The sequence below is a fragment of the Natronomonas sp. CBA1123 genome, from assembly GCF_009741925.1.
Classification (GTDB): Archaea; Halobacteriota; Halobacteria; order Halobacteriales; family Haloarculaceae; genus Natronomonas.
The window spans coordinates 14,095-30,918 of record NZ_WPCC01000018.1 but is presented as its reverse complement, the minus strand read 5'-3'; the positions used below and the strand labels follow the sequence as shown (position 1 = coordinate 30,918).

General features: G+C 64.4%; 18 protein-coding genes and 1 pseudogene. 5 read left to right on the top strand and 14 right to left on the bottom strand.

Features of this window, described 5'->3' with window-relative positions; translation table 11 throughout:
* Positions 1–13: 13 nt before the first annotated feature.
* Positions 14–1,321 carry a GTPase HflX gene (gene hflX, locus GJ631_RS09840; protein WP_370518628.1) on the top strand — a complete coding sequence of 436 codons (1,308 nt, stop codon included), beginning with the start codon at positions 14–16 and terminating at the stop codon, positions 1,319–1,321.
* Between the two features lie 26 nt (positions 1,322–1,347).
* On the opposite strand, the gene moaC is transcribed toward hflX, so the two are convergent.
* The 5 genes and pseudogenes from moaC to GJ631_RS09815 form a co-directional block, all read right to left on the bottom strand.
* A complete protein-coding gene (moaC, locus tag GJ631_RS09835; RefSeq protein ID WP_156708986.1) occupies positions 1,348–1,839 on the bottom strand; it encodes a cyclic pyranopterin monophosphate synthase MoaC in 492 nt (163 codons plus the stop codon).
* Positions 1,840–1,881: 42 nt separating this feature from the next.
* Positions 1,882–3,314: pseudogene (locus GJ631_RS09830) on the bottom strand (NAD(P)H-hydrate dehydratase).
* A gap of 40 nt (positions 3,315–3,354) precedes the next feature.
* Positions 3,355–3,633 carry an acylphosphatase gene (locus tag GJ631_RS09825; protein ID WP_156708985.1) on the bottom strand — a complete coding sequence of 93 codons (279 nt, stop codon included), beginning with the start codon at positions 3,631–3,633 and terminating at the stop codon, positions 3,355–3,357.
* Between the two features lie 36 nt (positions 3,634–3,669).
* On the bottom strand, positions 3,670–4,011 hold the full coding sequence (locus GJ631_RS09820) for a hypothetical protein (protein WP_156708984.1): 342 nt from the start codon (positions 4,009–4,011) through the stop codon (positions 3,670–3,672).
* A gap of 42 nt (positions 4,012–4,053) precedes the next feature.
* Positions 4,054–4,971: a DNA-3-methyladenine glycosylase gene (locus tag GJ631_RS09815; protein WP_156708983.1), complete on the bottom strand. Its 918-nt coding sequence runs from the start codon at positions 4,969–4,971 to the stop codon at positions 4,054–4,056.
* 110 nt (positions 4,972–5,081) lie between these two features.
* Between GJ631_RS09815 and GJ631_RS09810 the strand changes: the two genes are divergently transcribed.
* Positions 5,082–5,573 (top strand): DUF555 domain-containing protein, encoded by a 492-nt coding sequence (locus GJ631_RS09810; protein ID WP_156708982.1) that lies wholly within the window; start codon positions 5,082–5,084, stop codon positions 5,571–5,573.
* Positions 5,574–5,625: 52 nt separating this feature from the next.
* Here the strand turns inward: GJ631_RS09810 and GJ631_RS09805 are convergent, their stop codons facing one another.
* Positions 5,626–5,862 carry a UPF0058 family protein gene (locus GJ631_RS09805; protein WP_156708981.1) on the bottom strand — a complete coding sequence of 79 codons (237 nt, stop codon included), beginning with the start codon at positions 5,860–5,862 and terminating at the stop codon, positions 5,626–5,628.
* Positions 5,863–6,026: 164 nt separating this feature from the next.
* Here GJ631_RS09805 and GJ631_RS09800 point away from each other — a divergent pair, with 164 nt between their 5' ends.
* Positions 6,027–6,431 (top strand): translation initiation factor IF-2 subunit beta, encoded by a 405-nt coding sequence (locus GJ631_RS09800; protein ID WP_156708980.1) that lies wholly within the window; start codon positions 6,027–6,029, stop codon positions 6,429–6,431.
* A gap of 78 nt (positions 6,432–6,509) precedes the next feature.
* A complete protein-coding gene (locus GJ631_RS09795) occupies positions 6,510–6,968 on the top strand; it encodes a DUF5799 family protein (RefSeq protein ID WP_156708979.1) in 459 nt (152 codons plus the stop codon).
* Here the strand turns inward: GJ631_RS09795 and GJ631_RS09790 are convergent, their stop codons facing one another.
* The 8 genes from GJ631_RS09790 to GJ631_RS09755 form a co-directional block, all read right to left on the bottom strand.
* The gene (locus GJ631_RS09790) at positions 6,969–7,946 is read right to left on the bottom strand and encodes an isocitrate/isopropylmalate family dehydrogenase (protein WP_156708978.1); all 978 of its coding nucleotides are present in this window, start codon (positions 7,944–7,946) and stop codon (positions 6,969–6,971) included.
* On the bottom strand, positions 7,939–8,577 hold the full coding sequence (leuD, locus tag GJ631_RS09785) for a 3-isopropylmalate dehydratase small subunit (protein WP_156708977.1): 639 nt from the start codon (positions 8,575–8,577) through the stop codon (positions 7,939–7,941). Before leuD ends, GJ631_RS09790 begins: the two co-directional genes overlap by 8 nt.
* Positions 8,574–9,998, bottom strand: a complete 1,425-nt coding sequence (gene leuC / locus GJ631_RS09780; protein WP_156708976.1) for a 3-isopropylmalate dehydratase large subunit — start codon at positions 9,996–9,998, stop codon at positions 8,574–8,576. The genes leuD and leuC overlap by 4 nt, the downstream gene beginning before the upstream one ends.
* Positions 9,991–10,293, bottom strand: coding sequence for a hypothetical protein (locus GJ631_RS09775; RefSeq protein ID WP_197424966.1), 303 nt, complete (start codon positions 10,291–10,293; stop codon positions 9,991–9,993). The genes leuC and GJ631_RS09775 overlap by 8 nt, the downstream gene beginning before the upstream one ends.
* Position 10,294: 1 nt before the next feature.
* A complete protein-coding gene (gene ilvC, locus GJ631_RS09770) occupies positions 10,295–11,290 on the bottom strand; it encodes a ketol-acid reductoisomerase (protein WP_156708975.1) in 996 nt (331 codons plus the stop codon).
* A complete protein-coding gene (gene ilvN / locus GJ631_RS09765) occupies positions 11,287–11,919 on the bottom strand; it encodes an acetolactate synthase small subunit (protein WP_156708974.1) in 633 nt (210 codons plus the stop codon). The genes ilvC and ilvN overlap by 4 nt, the downstream gene beginning before the upstream one ends.
* On the bottom strand, positions 11,916–13,661 hold the full coding sequence (ilvB, locus tag GJ631_RS09760; protein ID WP_156708973.1) for a biosynthetic-type acetolactate synthase large subunit: 1,746 nt from the start codon (positions 13,659–13,661) through the stop codon (positions 11,916–11,918). The genes ilvN and ilvB overlap by 4 nt, the downstream gene beginning before the upstream one ends.
* A gap of 314 nt (positions 13,662–13,975) precedes the next feature.
* Positions 13,976–15,175 carry a LeuA family protein gene (locus tag GJ631_RS09755; protein WP_370518632.1) on the bottom strand — a complete coding sequence of 400 codons (1,200 nt, stop codon included), beginning with the start codon at positions 15,173–15,175 and terminating at the stop codon, positions 13,976–13,978.
* A 531-nt stretch (positions 15,176–15,706) separates the two neighbouring features.
* On the opposite strand from GJ631_RS09755, the gene GJ631_RS09750 reads away from it, so the two are divergent.
* Entirely contained in the window at positions 15,707–16,822 is a 1,116-nt protein-coding gene (locus GJ631_RS09750; RefSeq protein ID WP_197424964.1) for a LamG domain-containing protein, read from the top strand.
* Positions 16,823–16,824: the final 2 nt, after the last annotated feature.

The window sequence follows — 16,824 nt, the reverse complement described above, 5'->3', positions numbered from 1 at the left end:
TATCCCTCGGTGAGTGACAGGGACTAACGGAACGGCCGTCGTCGCGAAGCGAGTCGACGACGGCACACCCGACACCGAAGAAATCCGAGACCTCGCGCGTGCGGCCGGTTACACGGTCGCCGGTGAGGTGACCCAGACGAGAACCGAAGACCCCGCGCTCTGTCTCGGGGAGGGGAAAGTCGAGGAGTTGGCGACGCTCGTCGCCCAAACCGACGCAACGACAGTCATCTTCGACAACCGTCTCGGACCGTATCAGACGTACAACCTCGGCAACAAACTGCCCGAGGGCGTCGAGGTAGTTGACAGATTCAAGCTCATCCTCGACATCTTCGGCCAGCGTGCCCAGACGAAAAAGGCCCAACTGCAGGTCGAACTCGCGGAGTTGCGCTACGAACTGCCGCGGGCGGAGGCGAAGGCTTCGCTCGCGAAACGCGACGAGCGGCCCGGGTTCATGGGCCTCGGCGAGTACGACGAGTCGCGCGAACGCGACATCAAGGCCCAGATTAGCCGCATCAGCGACGAACTGGAGCGCATCGAGCAGACCGAACAGCACCGCCGCGAACAGCGCCGGGAGTCGGGATTCGACCTCGTGGCGCTGGCCGGCTACACCAACGCCGGGAAGTCGACGCTGCTGCGCCGACTCGCGGCCGACCTCGATATCGACGAGAACGAGGGGCTTCATCCGGACCTCGATTCGACCGCCGAGTCGGAGAACCGACTGTTCACGACGCTTGGGACGACGACGCGGCGGGCGGAGTTCGACCGACGCGACGTGCTCGTCACCGACACGGTTGGCTTCATCTCCGATTTGCCCCACTGGCTCGTCGAATCGTTCAAATCGACGCTCTCGGAGGTGTACCGGGCCGACCTCGTGTTGCTCGTCGTCGACGTGTCCGACCCAATCGAGGAGATACGGGAGAAACTGGTGACGTGTCACGACACCCTCTACGAGCGCAACGAGGCCCCCATCGTCACCGTGTTGAACAAAATCGACGCGGTCGACGACGAGGAACTCGAGCGCAAGAAGGAGGCGCTGTCGGCGCTGGCACCGACGCCGGTTGCCATCAGCGCGAAGGAGGGCGAGAACATCGACGAACTCCGGGAGCGCATCGACCGCGAGCTGCCGGACTGGCGCCGTGAGCGGCTCGTCGTCCCGATGACCGACGACACGATGAGTCTCGTCTCGTGGGTCCACGACCACGCCCACGTCGAGAATGTCGATTACGGCGACGAGGTCATCGTCGACTTCGAGGCGCGACCGTCGATAATCGAACAGGCCCGAGCGAAGGCCAGCGACCTCACGGCAGCGCCGGTGGAGTAGGCTCAGCTACCAGTTTTCGGCGTTCGTTAGGTGTCTCCGAGCGTCCGTTTCTCCTTCGAAACTACCTCAACGTCCGAGATTCGCGTCCCGGGATACTGTCCTTCGGCGTCCTTTTCGGCGGCTTTCACCATGTCCCAGACGACGTTGAGCCCCGTCGTGACGCCCTCCAGTGCCTCCATCTCACAGCCCGTTTTTCCGGTTGTCTCGACGGCCACATCGAGGGTCACCCGGTCGTCGGTCACGTCGAAAGACGTGTCGACGTTGGTAATCGGAATCTGGTGACACATCGGAATCGTCTCCCAGGTGTGTTTGACCGCCTGAATCGCACCGACGCGAGCGACGGCGAGTACGTCACCCTTCCCGATACCGTTCTCCCGGATGGCGTCGACGGTCGATTCCTGAAGCCGGATGTGTCCGCGTGCGACCGCTCGACGCGCGGTGTCGGGCTTTTTGCCAACGTCGACCATCTGTGCGTCACCTTCGTCGGTGACGTGCGTGAGGTCTGAATCGTCGCTCATATCTGCCCTTCGAATCGGCAGGGCGAAGAACCCACCGACAGATTAGGCGTCGGGCCACAGCGCACGCGGGAGCGCGTCGAGTAGGTCCGTCGCCACGAGGCCGTACCCCTGTTCGTCGACGACGATATCGCCGGAGCGACCGTTGGCGTAGGCGCCGACTGCACCGGCCGACAGTGGGTCGAGAACACAGGCGAGTGCGCCGGTGACTCCCGCGAGTACGTCGCCGGTCCCGCCGACGGTCATGCCGGGGTTGCCGGTCCGATTGACGCGCGTCGTCTTGCCGTCCGAAATTACGTCGTAGGCACCCTTTACGAGCAGCGTGTGACCGAGGTCGGCCGCGAAGGACTCGACGAGGTCGGCCCGTTCGGCCCAGTCGTCGGCCGTCTCTCCGCCCATCTTCTCGAGTTCGCCCTGATGGGGCGTACAGACGAGCGTGGCGTCGGTGTCGACCGACGGGACGACCTGTAGGGCGTCGGCGTCGACGACTGCGGTTCCGGAGAAGGATTCGAGGAACGATTCGACGGCCGAAAGTGTCTCGTCGCGACTCCCGAGGCCGGGACCGAAGACGACCGTGTCGTGTTCTTCGGCCTCCGCCAGCAGCGAGTCGACGTGGTCGGGTGCGAGATACTCGCCGTCGAAGGGGCGAACGATGAGGTTCTCGCTGTACCCCTGTATCTCGCGGGCGACACCGGACGGACAGGCGACGAAGGCGAGGTCAGCACCGGCACGGAGCGTGGATTGGGCGGAAAGCGCCGGCGCGCCAGTGTAGGGGCCGCCACCGACGATGAGGACGCTCCCGAAATCTCCCTTGTGAGCTGTCGGGTCCCGCGACAGTCGGAGGAGGTCACCGCGTTCGACGAACCGCTCGGCTGCTTCCGGAATACCGATGTCGGCGACGGTCACATCCGCGTCGACGTTCGAGAGACCGGGTTTGTCGTCGTGGAAGGTGACGACGTGGTCGGCGTCGACTGCTGTGCCGACGGCCTCGCCGGTGTCTGCGTCGACGCCCGAGGGCACGTCGACGGCGACGACGGTGGTGTCAGCCTCGTTGATAGCCTCGGTGGCGGTCGCTTCGGGCTCCCGGAGCGCGCCGGTCACGCCCGTGCCGAGCATCGCGTCGACGATTACGTCCGGGGAGCCGAAGTCGAGGTCGGCAGCGTCACGAACTTCCTCGGCATTCAGTTCGGCCCGCTGGAGAGCGGCCCAGTTCTCCGCGGCGATGTCGGTCGTAATCGTCTCGGCGCGGCCGAGCAGGTGGACCGACACGTCGTAGTCGCCGAGGAAGCGCGCGGCGACGAACGCGTCGCCGCCGTTGTTGCCGCGGCCGCAGACGAAAACGACTTCGTCGCCGAAGGCGGCCACTCGCGGACGACGCGGGCGACGGCGTTGCCGGACGACTCCATCAACTGCTTTCGCGGGACGCCAAGCGCCTCGGCGTTCGCGTCGACAACTGCCATCTCCTCGCTCGTAATCATGGTACCCGCTTCGACCGCTCGGGCGGTAACTGTTGTGGGGCTACCAGCGAACCTCGAAGCCAGTGAGCCCTTCGGGGTCCTCGTACTCGACCTCGAGGTCGTCGACACGGGCGCGTGGACTGCCCGTGTGACACCACTCGATCATCTCCTCGACGGCCGCTGTCTCGCCTTCGAAGACCGCTTCGACGCGGCCGTCGTCGAGATTGCGGACCCAGCCATCGACGCCGACCTCTGTTGCGGTGTCGCGGGTGGTCGCCCGATAGTAGACGCCCTGTACCTTGCCGGTGACGAAGACGTGCGCTCGGGTTCGGTCGCTCATGAGGGACCGTTCGTGACCGACCGCCAAAAACGCCCGTCACGGTCGCCTCACGAGGAGGTCGTTCCGCCGGCCGATTCGGGATGGCTCGGTCGCATCGAGACGGTCGGTTCCGGCGTTACTCGCATCAGCGTCTGCGTCTGTACCTTCCGACTCCGTCGAATCCACGCGCCGACAGACGAGGTAGTTCGGACCACTACCGAGTGCCTTCGTCGCACACAGCGGGGCGAGCGTCACGTCGGTCGCTCCGAACGACTCCGGGAGGTCATCGTCGAGACAGACTACGACCGCGTCGTCGGCCGCGGGCGCGCGGTGAGTTCCGTCGAGGTGGCGTTCGACGGTCAGCGAAACCGGCCAACTGTCGTCGGATTGGGCGTCCATCGAATTGGGTTGCCCGCGTTTCCGTCCATAAACCTTCGGCGACTACTCTCCGCCAGCACGGAGGTAGTGGAAGACGTACGTTTGGGCGTATCCAGCGTACCGTCCGCCGAACTGTTCGCGGATGGCTCGGGAGGTATCGGTGTAGTTACCCCGCTCGCAGTCCGGGTAGTGGTCTTCGATTGCTGTTTGAATCCACGTATCAAGCGGCACGGCTTCGAGGTAGCCCAACGAGAAGAGCAACACGCAGTCGGCGACCTTCTCGCCGACGCCGACGAACCGGGTCAGCGACTCGCGGGCAGCCTCGTAGTCAAGATTGCGTGCCTCATCCGGATGAGCCTCACCGCTTGCGACCATCTCTGCGGTCCGCTGTACGTACGGCGCGCGGTATCCCAGTGAGAGGTCCCGGAGTTCCGCTTCGGTCGTCGCCGCCAACTCCTCGGCGGTCGGGAAGGCAGCGTACGTCTGACCGTCGAACGCTACCGTCTCGCCGTAGGTTTCGGCCAGTGCCGTCTGCATGTCGTGGATTCGGGCGACCCGCATCTGAGCCGAACAGATGAACGAGACGAGACACGCGAAGGAGGGGTCCCGGACGAGCCGCATTCCCCGGTAAGCGTCGTAGGCGCGGTCGACGAGGTCGTCGTCCGGCGTCGCCCCGATGATGGCGTCGAGGTCGTCGTCCAGTCGGAGGAGTTCTTCGAGGTGTCGGTAGGCGTTCGGCGTCGAGGCCACCCACTCGAGTCGGCCGTCGGTCTGGCGCGCGCGGAGGACTTCCGGCTCGTTCGTCTCGGTCTCCGTCGACGGAAGAACAGTGTAGTACCACGCGTTGCTACCATGGGCATCGGTTCGGTCGTACATCCGACCGTCCTCGCGTCGCCACAGGTACGACTGTCCGCTCTCGACGGTCGCCTGTAAATCGAAACCTCCGTCGAGTTCGTCGACGGAAATGTCCCCCGTGTCCATGTGCATTTCACGCGACGGGAGGGCTTCGGCCTTTCGAGTCCCGGCCGGTTTTCTCCCCCGGATTCCGGTGTGGGCGAAGGTTCTTTGCGATGGGGGTGCAATAGCATACCATGGACTGTCGAGTCGTCGTCGAAGCCGCAGTGCCGGTGTACGACGTAGCCACGGCGGACGAGGCGGTGCGAATCGCCATCTCGAAAACGGGGGCAATGTTGAATCCCGACCTCAACTACGTCGAAATCAACATGGGGAGTCGGTCCTGTCCACACTGTGAGGAGTCACTCGAACCGGCGTTCATCGCGGCCGACGAGGGGTTAGTCGCCCTCGAACTGGAGATGACAGTCTTCAACGTCGAACGCGACCAACACGCCGCCCGCATCGCTCGCAAGGAAATCGGCCAACGGCTCGACAACATCCCGCTTGAGGTACTCGAAGTCGAGGTCATCGAATCCGAGGACGAAGAGTTGAGTGGGGAAGACGAAAACGACGGCAGCGAGACGACCGACGCCGACGAGTCGCCAGAAACCGACGATGTCGAAAGCGAAGAGGAGGCAGACGAAGACGACGACGTACTACCGGAGTTCGAGGAGCTAATCGACGAGTAGCGCGGCCGCTTACCGGTCGCTGGATGTGAGAATCCGGGTTGTGTCGGCCGAATTAATCCGCGGTCGCAGAAACGGGCTGTTCGGTTTCGCTCTCCATTTCTTCGGTGATGCCGTCCGCGAGCGCGAAGACGGCTGCTTTGTGGTCGGTTTTCGATTTGTGAATCGATGTCGGTCGGACACCGAGTTCGCTGTACTTGACGTGGTCGACTTCACACTCTACCATCTGCTCGTAGTGGTTACAAACCTCCGCAAGCAGGCCGTGGAGATGAATGAGCTCCTGCTTCTTCATGGTCAATTGCGCGTAGCGACTCGGGACATATAGAACTATCCTGACACAGGTTAACACACAACGCCGTTTCAGGCCCCGTGCGTAACGTTACCAATAGTTTCGGATTTTAGTGGAACTTGATTCTACCTGTAAGACTTTTCGGCCCGGCCGTCGTACCGTCCGGTATGGATTACGAGAAACAACTCGACCGCGCAATCGAGGAGACGCCCGATATCGAGGGAACGTCGAGTCGGTTCTCGCTGCCGGACCCCGAGATTCGACAGGAGGGTTCGTCGACCGTCTACGAGAACTTCCAGTCGACGCTGAACACGCTCGACCGCGAGGCCGACCACGTGATGAAGTACCTCCAAAACGAACTCGGGACGAGTGCGAACATCGACGACCGCGGCCGGCTACGCCTCAAAGGGGAGTTCCGCCAGGAGCGCGTCCGGGAGGCGATGGAGGAGTACGCCGACGGCTACGTCCTCTGTTCGGAATGTGGCCTCCCCGACACGCGCATCGAGACGGAAAACGGCGCGGAAATCCTGCGGTGTGAAGCTTGCGGTGCCCGTTCGGCGACCGGGGAGTGACGCGGACGCTCCGGTCGGCGCTGCCGTCGGGCCGTCCCGTCCACGCCACCTAAGAGCCCCGAGGCCGTACCGCAGTCTATGAGCGAATGGCGCGATATGGTCGTCGGCGACCGGATGAACGTCGACAGTGAGTTCGCCCCCCGAATCGACAACTCCCCGTTCTCCCGGCAGGAGTGGGGGCTCATCATGACGGCGACGTCCTTCGAAATCGAGAACGCCGACGACGAGGCGGCCGCTCGAATCGTCGCCGACACCTCCGACCTCCCGACGGTGATGCCGGAACTGGAGAACGTCGCGAACATGGGGCCGATGGGTCAGCCGCCGAGCGACGACAGCGGTGGCGGACTCCTCGATTCGGTGTTCGACGCCATCGGTCTCGGTGGTGGAGGCGACGACGGCGACGAAATCGATGCCGAAAAACTGCAGGCCGCAGAGGAACTCGTGGCGGCCTACGCCGAAGAACTGCAGGCCCACCTCGAAGCCGAAGGTCGGTGGGGAGAAGTCCGGGCAGCCGCGGCCGCGGAACGGGCGGAGTAGTTACAGTTCGTCGACGATAGCTGCGGTCACGTCCTCGGTGGAGGCCGACCCGCCGAGGTCCGGCGTCCGCGGTCCCGACTCCAGAACGCTCTCGACGGCTGTACGAACCGACGTTGCTTCTTCACCGTAGCCGAGGTGTTCGAGCAGCATCGCGGCCGACAGAATCGTCGCCGCGGGGTTTGCGATACCCTCGCCGGCGATGTCGGGTGCGGAGCCGTGAACCGGCTCGAACAGCGCGTTGTCGTCGCCGACGTTGGCACTCGGGAGCAAGCCGAGGCCGCCAACGAGTCCAGCCGCAAGGTCCGACAGCATGTCGCCCGCGAGGTTCGGACAGATGACGACGCCGTACTCCTCGGGTCGGAGCAGGAGATGCATCGCGAGGGCGTCCATCAGCGCGTCGTCGTAGTCGGCGCCGCGCTCGTCGCCGACTGCGCGCGCAGCGTCGAGGAACTGCCCGTCGGTGACCCGCATCACGTTCGCCTTGTGGGCGAGGGTCACGTCGTCGTATCCGTTCGCATCGGCGTACTCGAAGCCGTACTCGGCGATGCGCCGAGAGGCGTCTTCGGTGATGACGCGGGTGAGCGTCGTCACGCCGTCGGCGATTTCTGACTCGATGCCGGAGTAGACGCCCTCCGTGTTCTCCCGGACGAACACGAGGTCCGTCTCGGGCCGAAGCGCGTCGACGCCCGGATACGCACGGGCAGGGCGGATGTTGGCGAAGGAGCCGACGGCCTCCCGAAGCGGGAGGATGACGTCGGCGGCTGACTCGCCCGCGGCGCCGAACAGCGTCGCGTCCGCATCGGCCGCGAGGTCGTAGGTCTCCTTGGGGAGCGCCTCGCCGGTCGATTCCAGAACGTGGTCGCCCGCTTCCGCCTCGAGAAACTCGAAGTCCGCGACTGCATCCAGCACTTCGACGGCGGCGGGAACGACCTCCTGACCGATACCGTCGCCGGGGATGACGACGATTTCCTCAGTCATCGGCGTGCCCTTTCCGGGGTTCGGGGTCCTCGACGTACGGCAGCGACTTCGCCGTCTCCTCGATGGCGTTCGTGTTGGACTTCATCAGCGCCGTCGTGTCCCAGATGCCCTCGACGAGGGCTTTCCGCTGGGCGTCGTCGACGGTCACCTCGACGACCCGGTCGTCGTAGGAGACGGTCTCCGCCTCGACGTCGATTTCGATGTCGGCGTCGGGGTACTTCTCGACGTAGTCCTGTAGTTCCTCGATGGTCTCGGTGTCGGCAGTGACGGTCGGGACGCCCAACGCGAGGCAGTTGCCCGCGAAAATCTCGGCGAAGGACTCGCCGATGATGGCGTCGATGCCCCACCGCTGCAGCGCCTGCGGGGCGTGCTCACGGGAGGAGCCACAGCCGAAGTTGGAGTTGACGACCAGGACGTTGGCGTCCTGATACTGCTCTTCGTTGAACGGGTGGTCCTTCTCGTTGTCCTCGTCGTCGAAGCGCTGGTCGAAGAAGGCGAACTCGCCGAGACCGTCGAAGGTGACGACCTTCATGAACCGCGCCGGGATTATCTGGTCGGTGTCGATGTCGTTGCCGCGCACCGGAATGCCGGTCCCCTCGACGTAGTCGACGCTCGGAATCTCCTCGCTCATGCTTCCACCTCCGTCTTCGGCAGTTCACGGACGTCGGTCACTTCGCCGGTGACTGCCGCGGCGGCGACCATCTCGGGACTCATCAGGACGGTCCGGCCGTCCTTCGAGCCCTGTCGGCCGACGAAGTTCCGGTTCGAGGAGGAGGCACACGCCTCGTCTCCCTCCAGTTGGTCGTCGTTCATGCCGAGACACATCGAACAGCCGGCTTCACGCCAATCGAAGCCGGCCTCCTTGAAGACCTCGTCGAGGCCCTCTGCCTCGGCGGCGGCCTTCACGCGCTGGCTGCCGGGGACGACCATTCCACGGACGGAGTCGTCGACCTCTCGGCCTTTGACGATTTCCGCTGCCGCACGCAGGTCGGGCAGTCGGGCGTTCGTACAGGAGCCGAGGAAGGCCACGTCGATGTTGTAGCCTTCCATCGTGTTGCCGGGTTCGACGCGCATGTGTTCCTGAGCGCGTCGTGCGGTGTCCTGTTTGTCGGCGGGCAGGTCTTCCGGTGCCGGAATCTCCTCGGAGATGCCGATACCCTGACCGGGTGTGGTGCCCCACGTGACGACGGGTTCGATTTCCGAACCGTCGATGGTGACCACGTCGTCGTACTCGGCGTCGTCGTCGGATTTGATGGACTCCCAGTAGGGCTTCAGTTCCTCGAAGCGCTCGGGGTCGTCCGTGAACTCGTCGGTCTCCGCCAGCCACTCGTAGGTGGTCTCGTCGGGATTGACGTAGCCCGCTCGCGCACCACCTTCGATGGACATGTTACAGATGCTCATTCGACCTTCCATGCCGAGGCTCTCGATTGCCTCGCCGGCGTACTCGTAGACGTAGCCGACGCCGCCGTCGGTACCGAGCCGTCGGATGATGGTCAGAATGATGTCTTTGGCGGTGACGCCCTCACCGAGTTCGCCGGTGACCTCGATTTTGCGGACCTTCTTCTTCTCCATGGCGACCGTCTGGGTCGCCAGCACGTCCCGAATCTGGGAGGTGCCGATGCCGAACGCCAACGCGCCGAAGGCGCCGTGGGTGGAGGTGTGGCTGTCGCCACAGACGATGGTCTTGCCGGGTTGGGTGATGCCCTGCTCCGGCCCGATGACGTGGACGATACCCTGATTGCCCGTCGTCGGGTCGTCGAGTTGAATGCCCGCTTCGCGGACGTTCTCTTCGAGTTCCGCCATCATCTCCTCGGCCGCCTCGTTGTCCAGCGGCCGCGATTGGTCGCCGGTCGGGACGATGTGGTCGACGGTGGCGTGGGTCAGGTCCGGACGGGCGACTTCGATGTCGCGCTCTCGGAGCATCCCGAAGGCCTGGGGGCTGGTCACCTCGTGGATGAGGTGGAGGCCGACGAACAGCTGGTCCTGTCCGTTCGGCAGGGTCGTCACCTTGTGTCGGTCCCAGACCTTGTCGTACAGCGTCCCGTCACTCATCGTTTACACCACGGTCGTAGGCGCGTTGTGCGCCGTCGCTGTCGCCCGGCGGCGTGTGGCTCACGTCGCCCAGCGTCTCGGTCTCGTCGGGAACCGCGTTCGCCTCGCCACCGTCGGACGACTCCGACGAGGGTCGGCTCACTGCGTTCGCCTCGCCACCGTCGGCCGCGACGGTCTTCCCGCGACTGTACGTCTGTGTGCTGCCGAACACCTCGCCCGTGATGGGGTTGGTGTGGCTCATCTCGCCCAGTGTCTCCGGTGTGTCGTCGTCTGTCATGTCGGTGTCCTCTGTCATCTCACTCCTCACCCCACGCGAACAGCGCGCGCAGGTCCTCGCCCACGTCCTCGATGTCGTGGTTCTTCTCGGCGGCCCGCAGTTGCTTGTAACTCGGGCGGCCGGCCTGGTTCTCGGTAATCCATTCTTTCGCGAAGGTGCCGTCCTGTACCTCTTCGAGGACTTCCTCCATCCGCTCGCGGGCGTGTTCGTCGACCACGCGGTCGCCGCGAGTCAACCCGCCGTACTCGGCGGTGTCGGAGACGGAATCCCACATCTCGCTGTTGCCGCCCTCGTACATCAGGTCGACAATCAGTTTCAGTTCGTTCAGGCACTCGAAGTACGCCATCTCCCGGGAGTAGCCGGCTTCGACCAGCGTCTCGTAGCCCTGCTTGACCAGCGAGGTGACGCCGCCACAGAGGACGGCCTGCTCGCCGAAGAGGTCCGTTTCGGTCTCCTCGCGGAAGGAGGTCTCGACGACGCCCGCCCGCGTACAGCCGATGGCCTTCGCGTAGGCCAGCCCGATGTCGTGGGCCTCGCCACTGGGGTCCTGATAGACCGCCAGCAGGCCGGGCGTCCCCTCGTCGTTCTCGTAGTTCCGTCGAACGAGATGGCCGGGGGACTTCGGTGCGACCATCGTGACGTTGACCGACTCCTTCGGCTCGATTTGGCCGTAGTGGATGTTGAAGCCGTGGGCGAACTGCAGCGTGTCGCCGGGCGTCAGCACGTCCTGTATCTCCTCGTAGACGGCCGGCTGGACCGTGTCGGGGACGAGAACCGAAACGAGGTCGGCCTGTTCGGCTGCCTGTCGCGGCGTCGCCACGTCGAGGCCGTCGGATTCAGCGGCGCTGCGGGAAGAGGAATCCTCACGGAGACCGACAACCACGTCCACGCCCGATTCGTCGAGGTTCTGTGCGTGGGCGTGGCCCTGGCTGCCGTAGCCGAGAACGGCTACGGTCTTGTCGTCGAGTACGGTGCTGTCTGCGTCGTCGTCGTAGTAGATAGTTGCGTCAGTCATGTATGGGTCTCGTCAACTCGTGCGGTTTCCTCTTCGCCTCGTGCCAGCGCTGCCTGTCCGGTTCGGGCGATTTCCCGGATGCCGAACTGCTCGTAGGCGTCGATAGCGTCGTCTATCTTCCCCTCGTCGCCGGTAATCTGGACCGTAATCGTCCGTGGGCCGGCGTCGAGCGTCTCGCCGCCGTACATCTCCGTGATAGCCTGGACCTTGTCCGGTTCGTCCCCGTTGACCTTCAGGATGACCAACTCGCGGGCGACGGGTTCGGCGTCCAACTCACGGACGTGGACCACGGGCAGCAGTTTGTTCAACTGCTTTTTCGCCTGGTCGATGCCGGGGTCGGGCTCTTCGATGACCAACGTGATGCGGGAGTAGCCCTCGTTTTGGGTCGGCCCGACGGTCAGCGACTCGATGTTGAACTGCCGGCGGTGGAACAGCCCCGAGACGCGCGCGAGCACGCCGGGTTCGTCCTTGACGTACGCCGAGATGATGGTCCGGCGCGGTTCGTGTTCGGCCTCCACGTCGGGGTCGACGCGGATGCCCTGTTTGTTCCGCCGTCCGACCGGTCGGGTTCGCTCTTCCGGCGCCGGACCTTCCAGCCCGTTCCGGTGGAGGTCCTGATTCCGACTCATAGTTGGTCCTCCGAGAGGGCGAACAGCCCGTTGTCGCCGCCGCTGGGAACCATCGGGTAGACGTTCTCGCCGGGGTCGATGTGTGCGTCGACGACGCTCGGCCCGTCGTAGGCCAGCGCCTCCTCGACGACCTCTTCGACCTCGTCGTAGGTGTCGATGCGGAAGCCGCGTGCGCCGAAGGCCTCGGCGAGCGTGTCGAAGTCCGGAATCCACGGGTACTCCGAGGCCATGTGGCGCTCGCCGAAGAAGGCGTCCTGCCACTGTCGGACCATCCCAATGGCCGCGTTGTTCAACACGACGATGGTGATGTCGAGGTTCTCACGCACCGCAACCGAGAGTCCCTGACACGTCATCAGGAACGAGCCGTCGCCGTCGAAACAGACCACGTCCTTGTCGGGCGCGGCCAGTTTCGCGCCGATGGTGGCGGGAACGCCGTAGCCCATCGCACCGAGGCCGTGAGAGGACACCCATGTGCGGGGCTCCTTGTACGTCCAGTACTGGCAGGCCCACATCTGGTGTTGGCCGACGCCGGTCGTGACGATGGCGTCGTCGTCGGTCGCATTGTCGAAGGCCTCGACGACGTACTGCGGTTTGACCGGGTCGTCTTCGGGCGCAGCGTAGTCCATCGGATACTCGTCTTTCCACTGCTGGACCTGCTCGCGCCACTCGTCGCAGGCCGGCGACCGTGGCATCGCCGTCGCCAGTTGTTTGGTGACGGCTTTGGCGTCGCCGATGAGCGGGTAGTCGGCCTCGACGTTCTTCGAGACCTCCGCGGGGTCGATTTCGACGTGGATGACCTCCGCGTCGGGCGCGAACGTCTCCAGCCCACCGGTCAGGCGGTCGTCGAAGCGCGTCCCGACTGCGAGCATACAGTCGGTCATCGTGATGGCCATGTTGGCGTAGCCGGTACCGTGCATTCCGGCCATCTCCAGGGAGAGTTCGTGGTCTTCGGGGAACGCGCCGATGCCGGGCATCGTCGTGACGACCGGAATCTCGTGTTCCTTCGCGAATTCCCGAATCTCCTCGGAGGCTTCGGCTTTGATGACGCCGCCGCCGGCGAGGATGACCGGTCGGTCCGCCTCGGCGAGCACGTCGGCGGCCTCGGCGACCGCTTCGGGTTCGGCCGTCTCCGGCGGGTTGTACGTGTCCGGCGTCTCCGGAGTGCCGGGGTCTTCGCTGGCGTCGCCTTTCGTCACGTCCTTCGGCAGGTCGACCAGCGTCGGTCCCTGCCGGCCGCGTTTCGCGAGCGCGAAGGCGGTGCCGACGTCGGTGCCGACCGCTTCGGAATCGTCGGCGAAGAAGTTCGCCTTCGTGATTGGGCTGGTGACGCCGATGGTGTCGGTCTCCTGGAAGGCGTCGTTGCCGACGAACTCCGTGGGGACCTGTCCCGTCAGCGCGATGAGGGGGTCCGAGTCCATGTTGGCGTCGGCGATGCCGGTGACGAGGTTCGTCGCCCCCGGTCCCGACGTAGCCATACAGACGCCCGGCTCGCCGGAGACGATGCCGTAGGCGTCGGCGGCGTGGGCGGCGCCCTGTTCGTGGGCCATCGTGATGTGGTCCATCTCGGAGTGATACAGGGCATCGTAGACGGGCATGATGGCCCCTCCCTGCACGCCGAAGAGGTGTTCGACCCCGGCGTTCTCGAGTGCGCGGACGACCGCATCCGCGCCCGTCTCGATGTCACCGGTGGTCGTTTCGGACGTTTCGGCGTCCTGTGGTGCCTGTGCCTGTTCGCCGCTCATGAGGCGTCACCTCGCGTGCGATACCGTCGATTGCTGTGTCGTGTGTCCATTGTCCTGTCTGTAATCGGCTGAAAGCGATGCGAACCGCGTCGGAAAGAAGGGTGTGTAGGGGCTAGGCCGCCCCTACAATAATCGTCGCGACGCTGGGGGGCAAGCGCGAGCGTGCCGGGTCCAGCGGTCGCATTCATTACAGTCGATGTTGTGCCGTGAACCGACATAAGGATTCCGTGTCGCGCGAGCGTTGCCCGACGGTCCGCCGGCGTGGCCACTCACCGGTCGCTGCCACGGGGCGAAACCGTCCGCGGGGGGCATCCCTATGCGCGAACCTCCTCGCGTCGGACGCCTACATCCCGGGCCAACTCCTTGAGCGTCTCGAAGGTGACCTTCTCGTCGGCCGCGCCGCGGTCCTTGACCATCCGGGTCACTTCGCGGACCTCGGCGTCGCTCGGGTCGAACCCGGCTTCTTCCAGCCGTTGGCGGACGGAGTGGGTGCCGGTGTGTTTCCCCAGCACCAACTCGCGTGTCGCACCGACCATCTGCGGCGTCATCACGCCCGGCTCGAACGTGTCGGCGTTCTCGATGATGCCGGCGGCGTGGATGCCGGACTCGTGAGAGAAGGCGTTGTCGCCCACTATGGGCTTGTTCGCCGGGATGGCGATGTCGCTTTTGCCCTCCACGAGACGCGCCAGTTCCGTGATGCGCTCGGTTTTGATGCCGGTGTCGACGTCGTACAGCGACTCCAGCGCCATCACGACCTCTTCGTAGGCCGCGTTGCCGGCGCGTTCGCCGATGCCGTTGACCGACACCTGCGCCTGAGCGGCGCCGGCCTCGTAGCCGGACAGCGCGTTGGCGGCTGCCAATCCGAAGTCGTCGTGGGTGTGGACGTCGATGTCGGCGTCCGTGTGCTCACAGACGGTCTCGACCATGTCGTAGAACCGCCGTGGCGTCGCAACCCCACAGGTGTCGGGAATGTTTATCCAGTCCGTCCCCGCGTCGGAGACGCCCTCGATGACATCAATCAGGAACGATTCGTCGGTACGCGTGGCGTCCATCGGCGAGTACATGCAGGTCACACCGGCGTCTTTGACGCGCTCGACGGCCTCGATGGACCGCTCCAGCGCCTCCTCTCGGCTGGTGTGCATCGAATCCTGTAGCTGTACGTCGCTCGTCGAACAGAACACGTGTACCATGCCGACGCCGGAATCCAACGCGGCGTCGATATCTTTGTCCACGACGCGGGCCAACCCGCAGACTGTGGACGACGTGGCTTCGGCGATGTCCCGCACCGCTTCGAACTCCGCGTCGGAGTTCACGGGGAAGCCGGCCTCGATGACGTGGGTGCCCATGTCGTCGAGGACGGCCGCGATTTCGCGTTTGTCCTCGTAACTGAACGAGGTTCGCGGGGACTGTTCGCCGTCGCGCAGCGTCGTGTCGAAAATTCGGGCCTCGCTTATCTCCGAGGTACTATCTAGCGTGCCCTGGAAGAACTCGATCCGCCGCCGAAGGCGACGTATCCTCGTGCTGTGTCATAGCAACTGATGGAGTGTCTTGCAGGTATTTAAATCTACCCTTGCGGCTGGCGATAGCCGGTGCAGGTCATCCACCCTCGCGAATCGCTCGAACCCCGAAACCACCGGACGTAAACGCCTAATACGGGTTTATCCTGCCTTGTATCATTCGTCACCCAACCGTCCGAACCCGCCGTTTAAATAATCGTGAGGGAGATATTTGCAGGAAATATTTTAGGAAACAACTAATTCGTCGGCTCGCGCGCGCCGTACAATCGGACAAACATCCACATCGGCTCGGCGCCGACTCCACGCGAGCCAGCCGACCGTAGAGAACGCTTCCTCTCCAATCGACTGTGGATAGAGGCTGGTGCAGCTATTTATCATATCACTAAATATTTACAATTAATCATATTCTGTGTCCTGAGTAAATTTCTACTTAATTCGCCATGCGGAGTCTTACGTCCTGTTTTAAGATACGTACTCGCTTACAGTTACCACTTAGGTTATATATTAACAATTGCTTAACCGGACAGGATGGCCGAAGAACCACCCAGCGATAGGCAGTCGGGGTCCGACCTGTCGAGGCGGGCGTACGTGAAGCTCACCGGGCTCGCAGCGACGGCCGTCGGGACGGCGGGTTGTGTCACCGACGACCTGTCGCTGCCCGGCAGGTCCACCGACACGATTCGATACGGGTACGGCGGCGTTCCAATGGCCGTTACTGCTGTCGAGGACTATTCCTCGCTGCCGCCGGCCGTGAGTCGGTGGACGTTCGACGAGGCTGACGGCACGACCGCACACGACGCTGTCGGCGGACTCGACGGCGAGATTCGCGGCGACCCGGTGCTCGGCGCGTCGGGCGTCAGAGGCGCGGGCGCGTTCGACTTCCGCGACAGCACCGGCAACTACGTCGTCGTCGCCGACGACGCTGCACTCCGACCCCGACAGCAGATGAGCTTCGGGGCCTGGTACAGGACCGAAAGCGGCGCGACGAGTCAGACCGTCCTCCAGAAGGCGGATTCGCTAACCGGCGATGTCGGCTACGCCGTCGACGTGCAAACCGAAAATAGCCTGCGGGCACACCTCGGCGTCGACAGCGGAACCGCCCGACTCAACCCCTGGGGGGTCGCGACCCACGACGGCGAGTGGCATCACATCATGCTGACGTGGGATGGTGACGCCTTCGTCTGTTATCTCGATGGTGAGGAACTCGCCCGCGACGAATCGCAGTCGGGGGAGATTCAGCACTCGACGAACCCGCTGTACGTCGCCCGCGGCGACAACGGCTGGAGTTCCACCTACGAGATGGCCGGAGGTATCGACGACGTTCGGGTCTACGCGACGGCATTGGCGGCCGAGGATGTTGCCGCCGTCTACGAGGGCACCGACGACGCCGACGAGGTAACGTCCACTTCGACACCGGAACCGACCGCGACACCAACGCCCACACCCGAACCAACCGCGACGCCTACTCCGACACCGGAGCCGACCGCGACACCGACTGCAACCCCCACACCCGAACCGACGCAAACACCCACCGAAACTGCGACACCCGAACCGACGCCGACCCCGACACCAACCCCAGCCGACGACAGCGAGTACGGCCGACTGGGCTACGGCGAAGGCGGCTACGGCGGTACGACCAACTAACA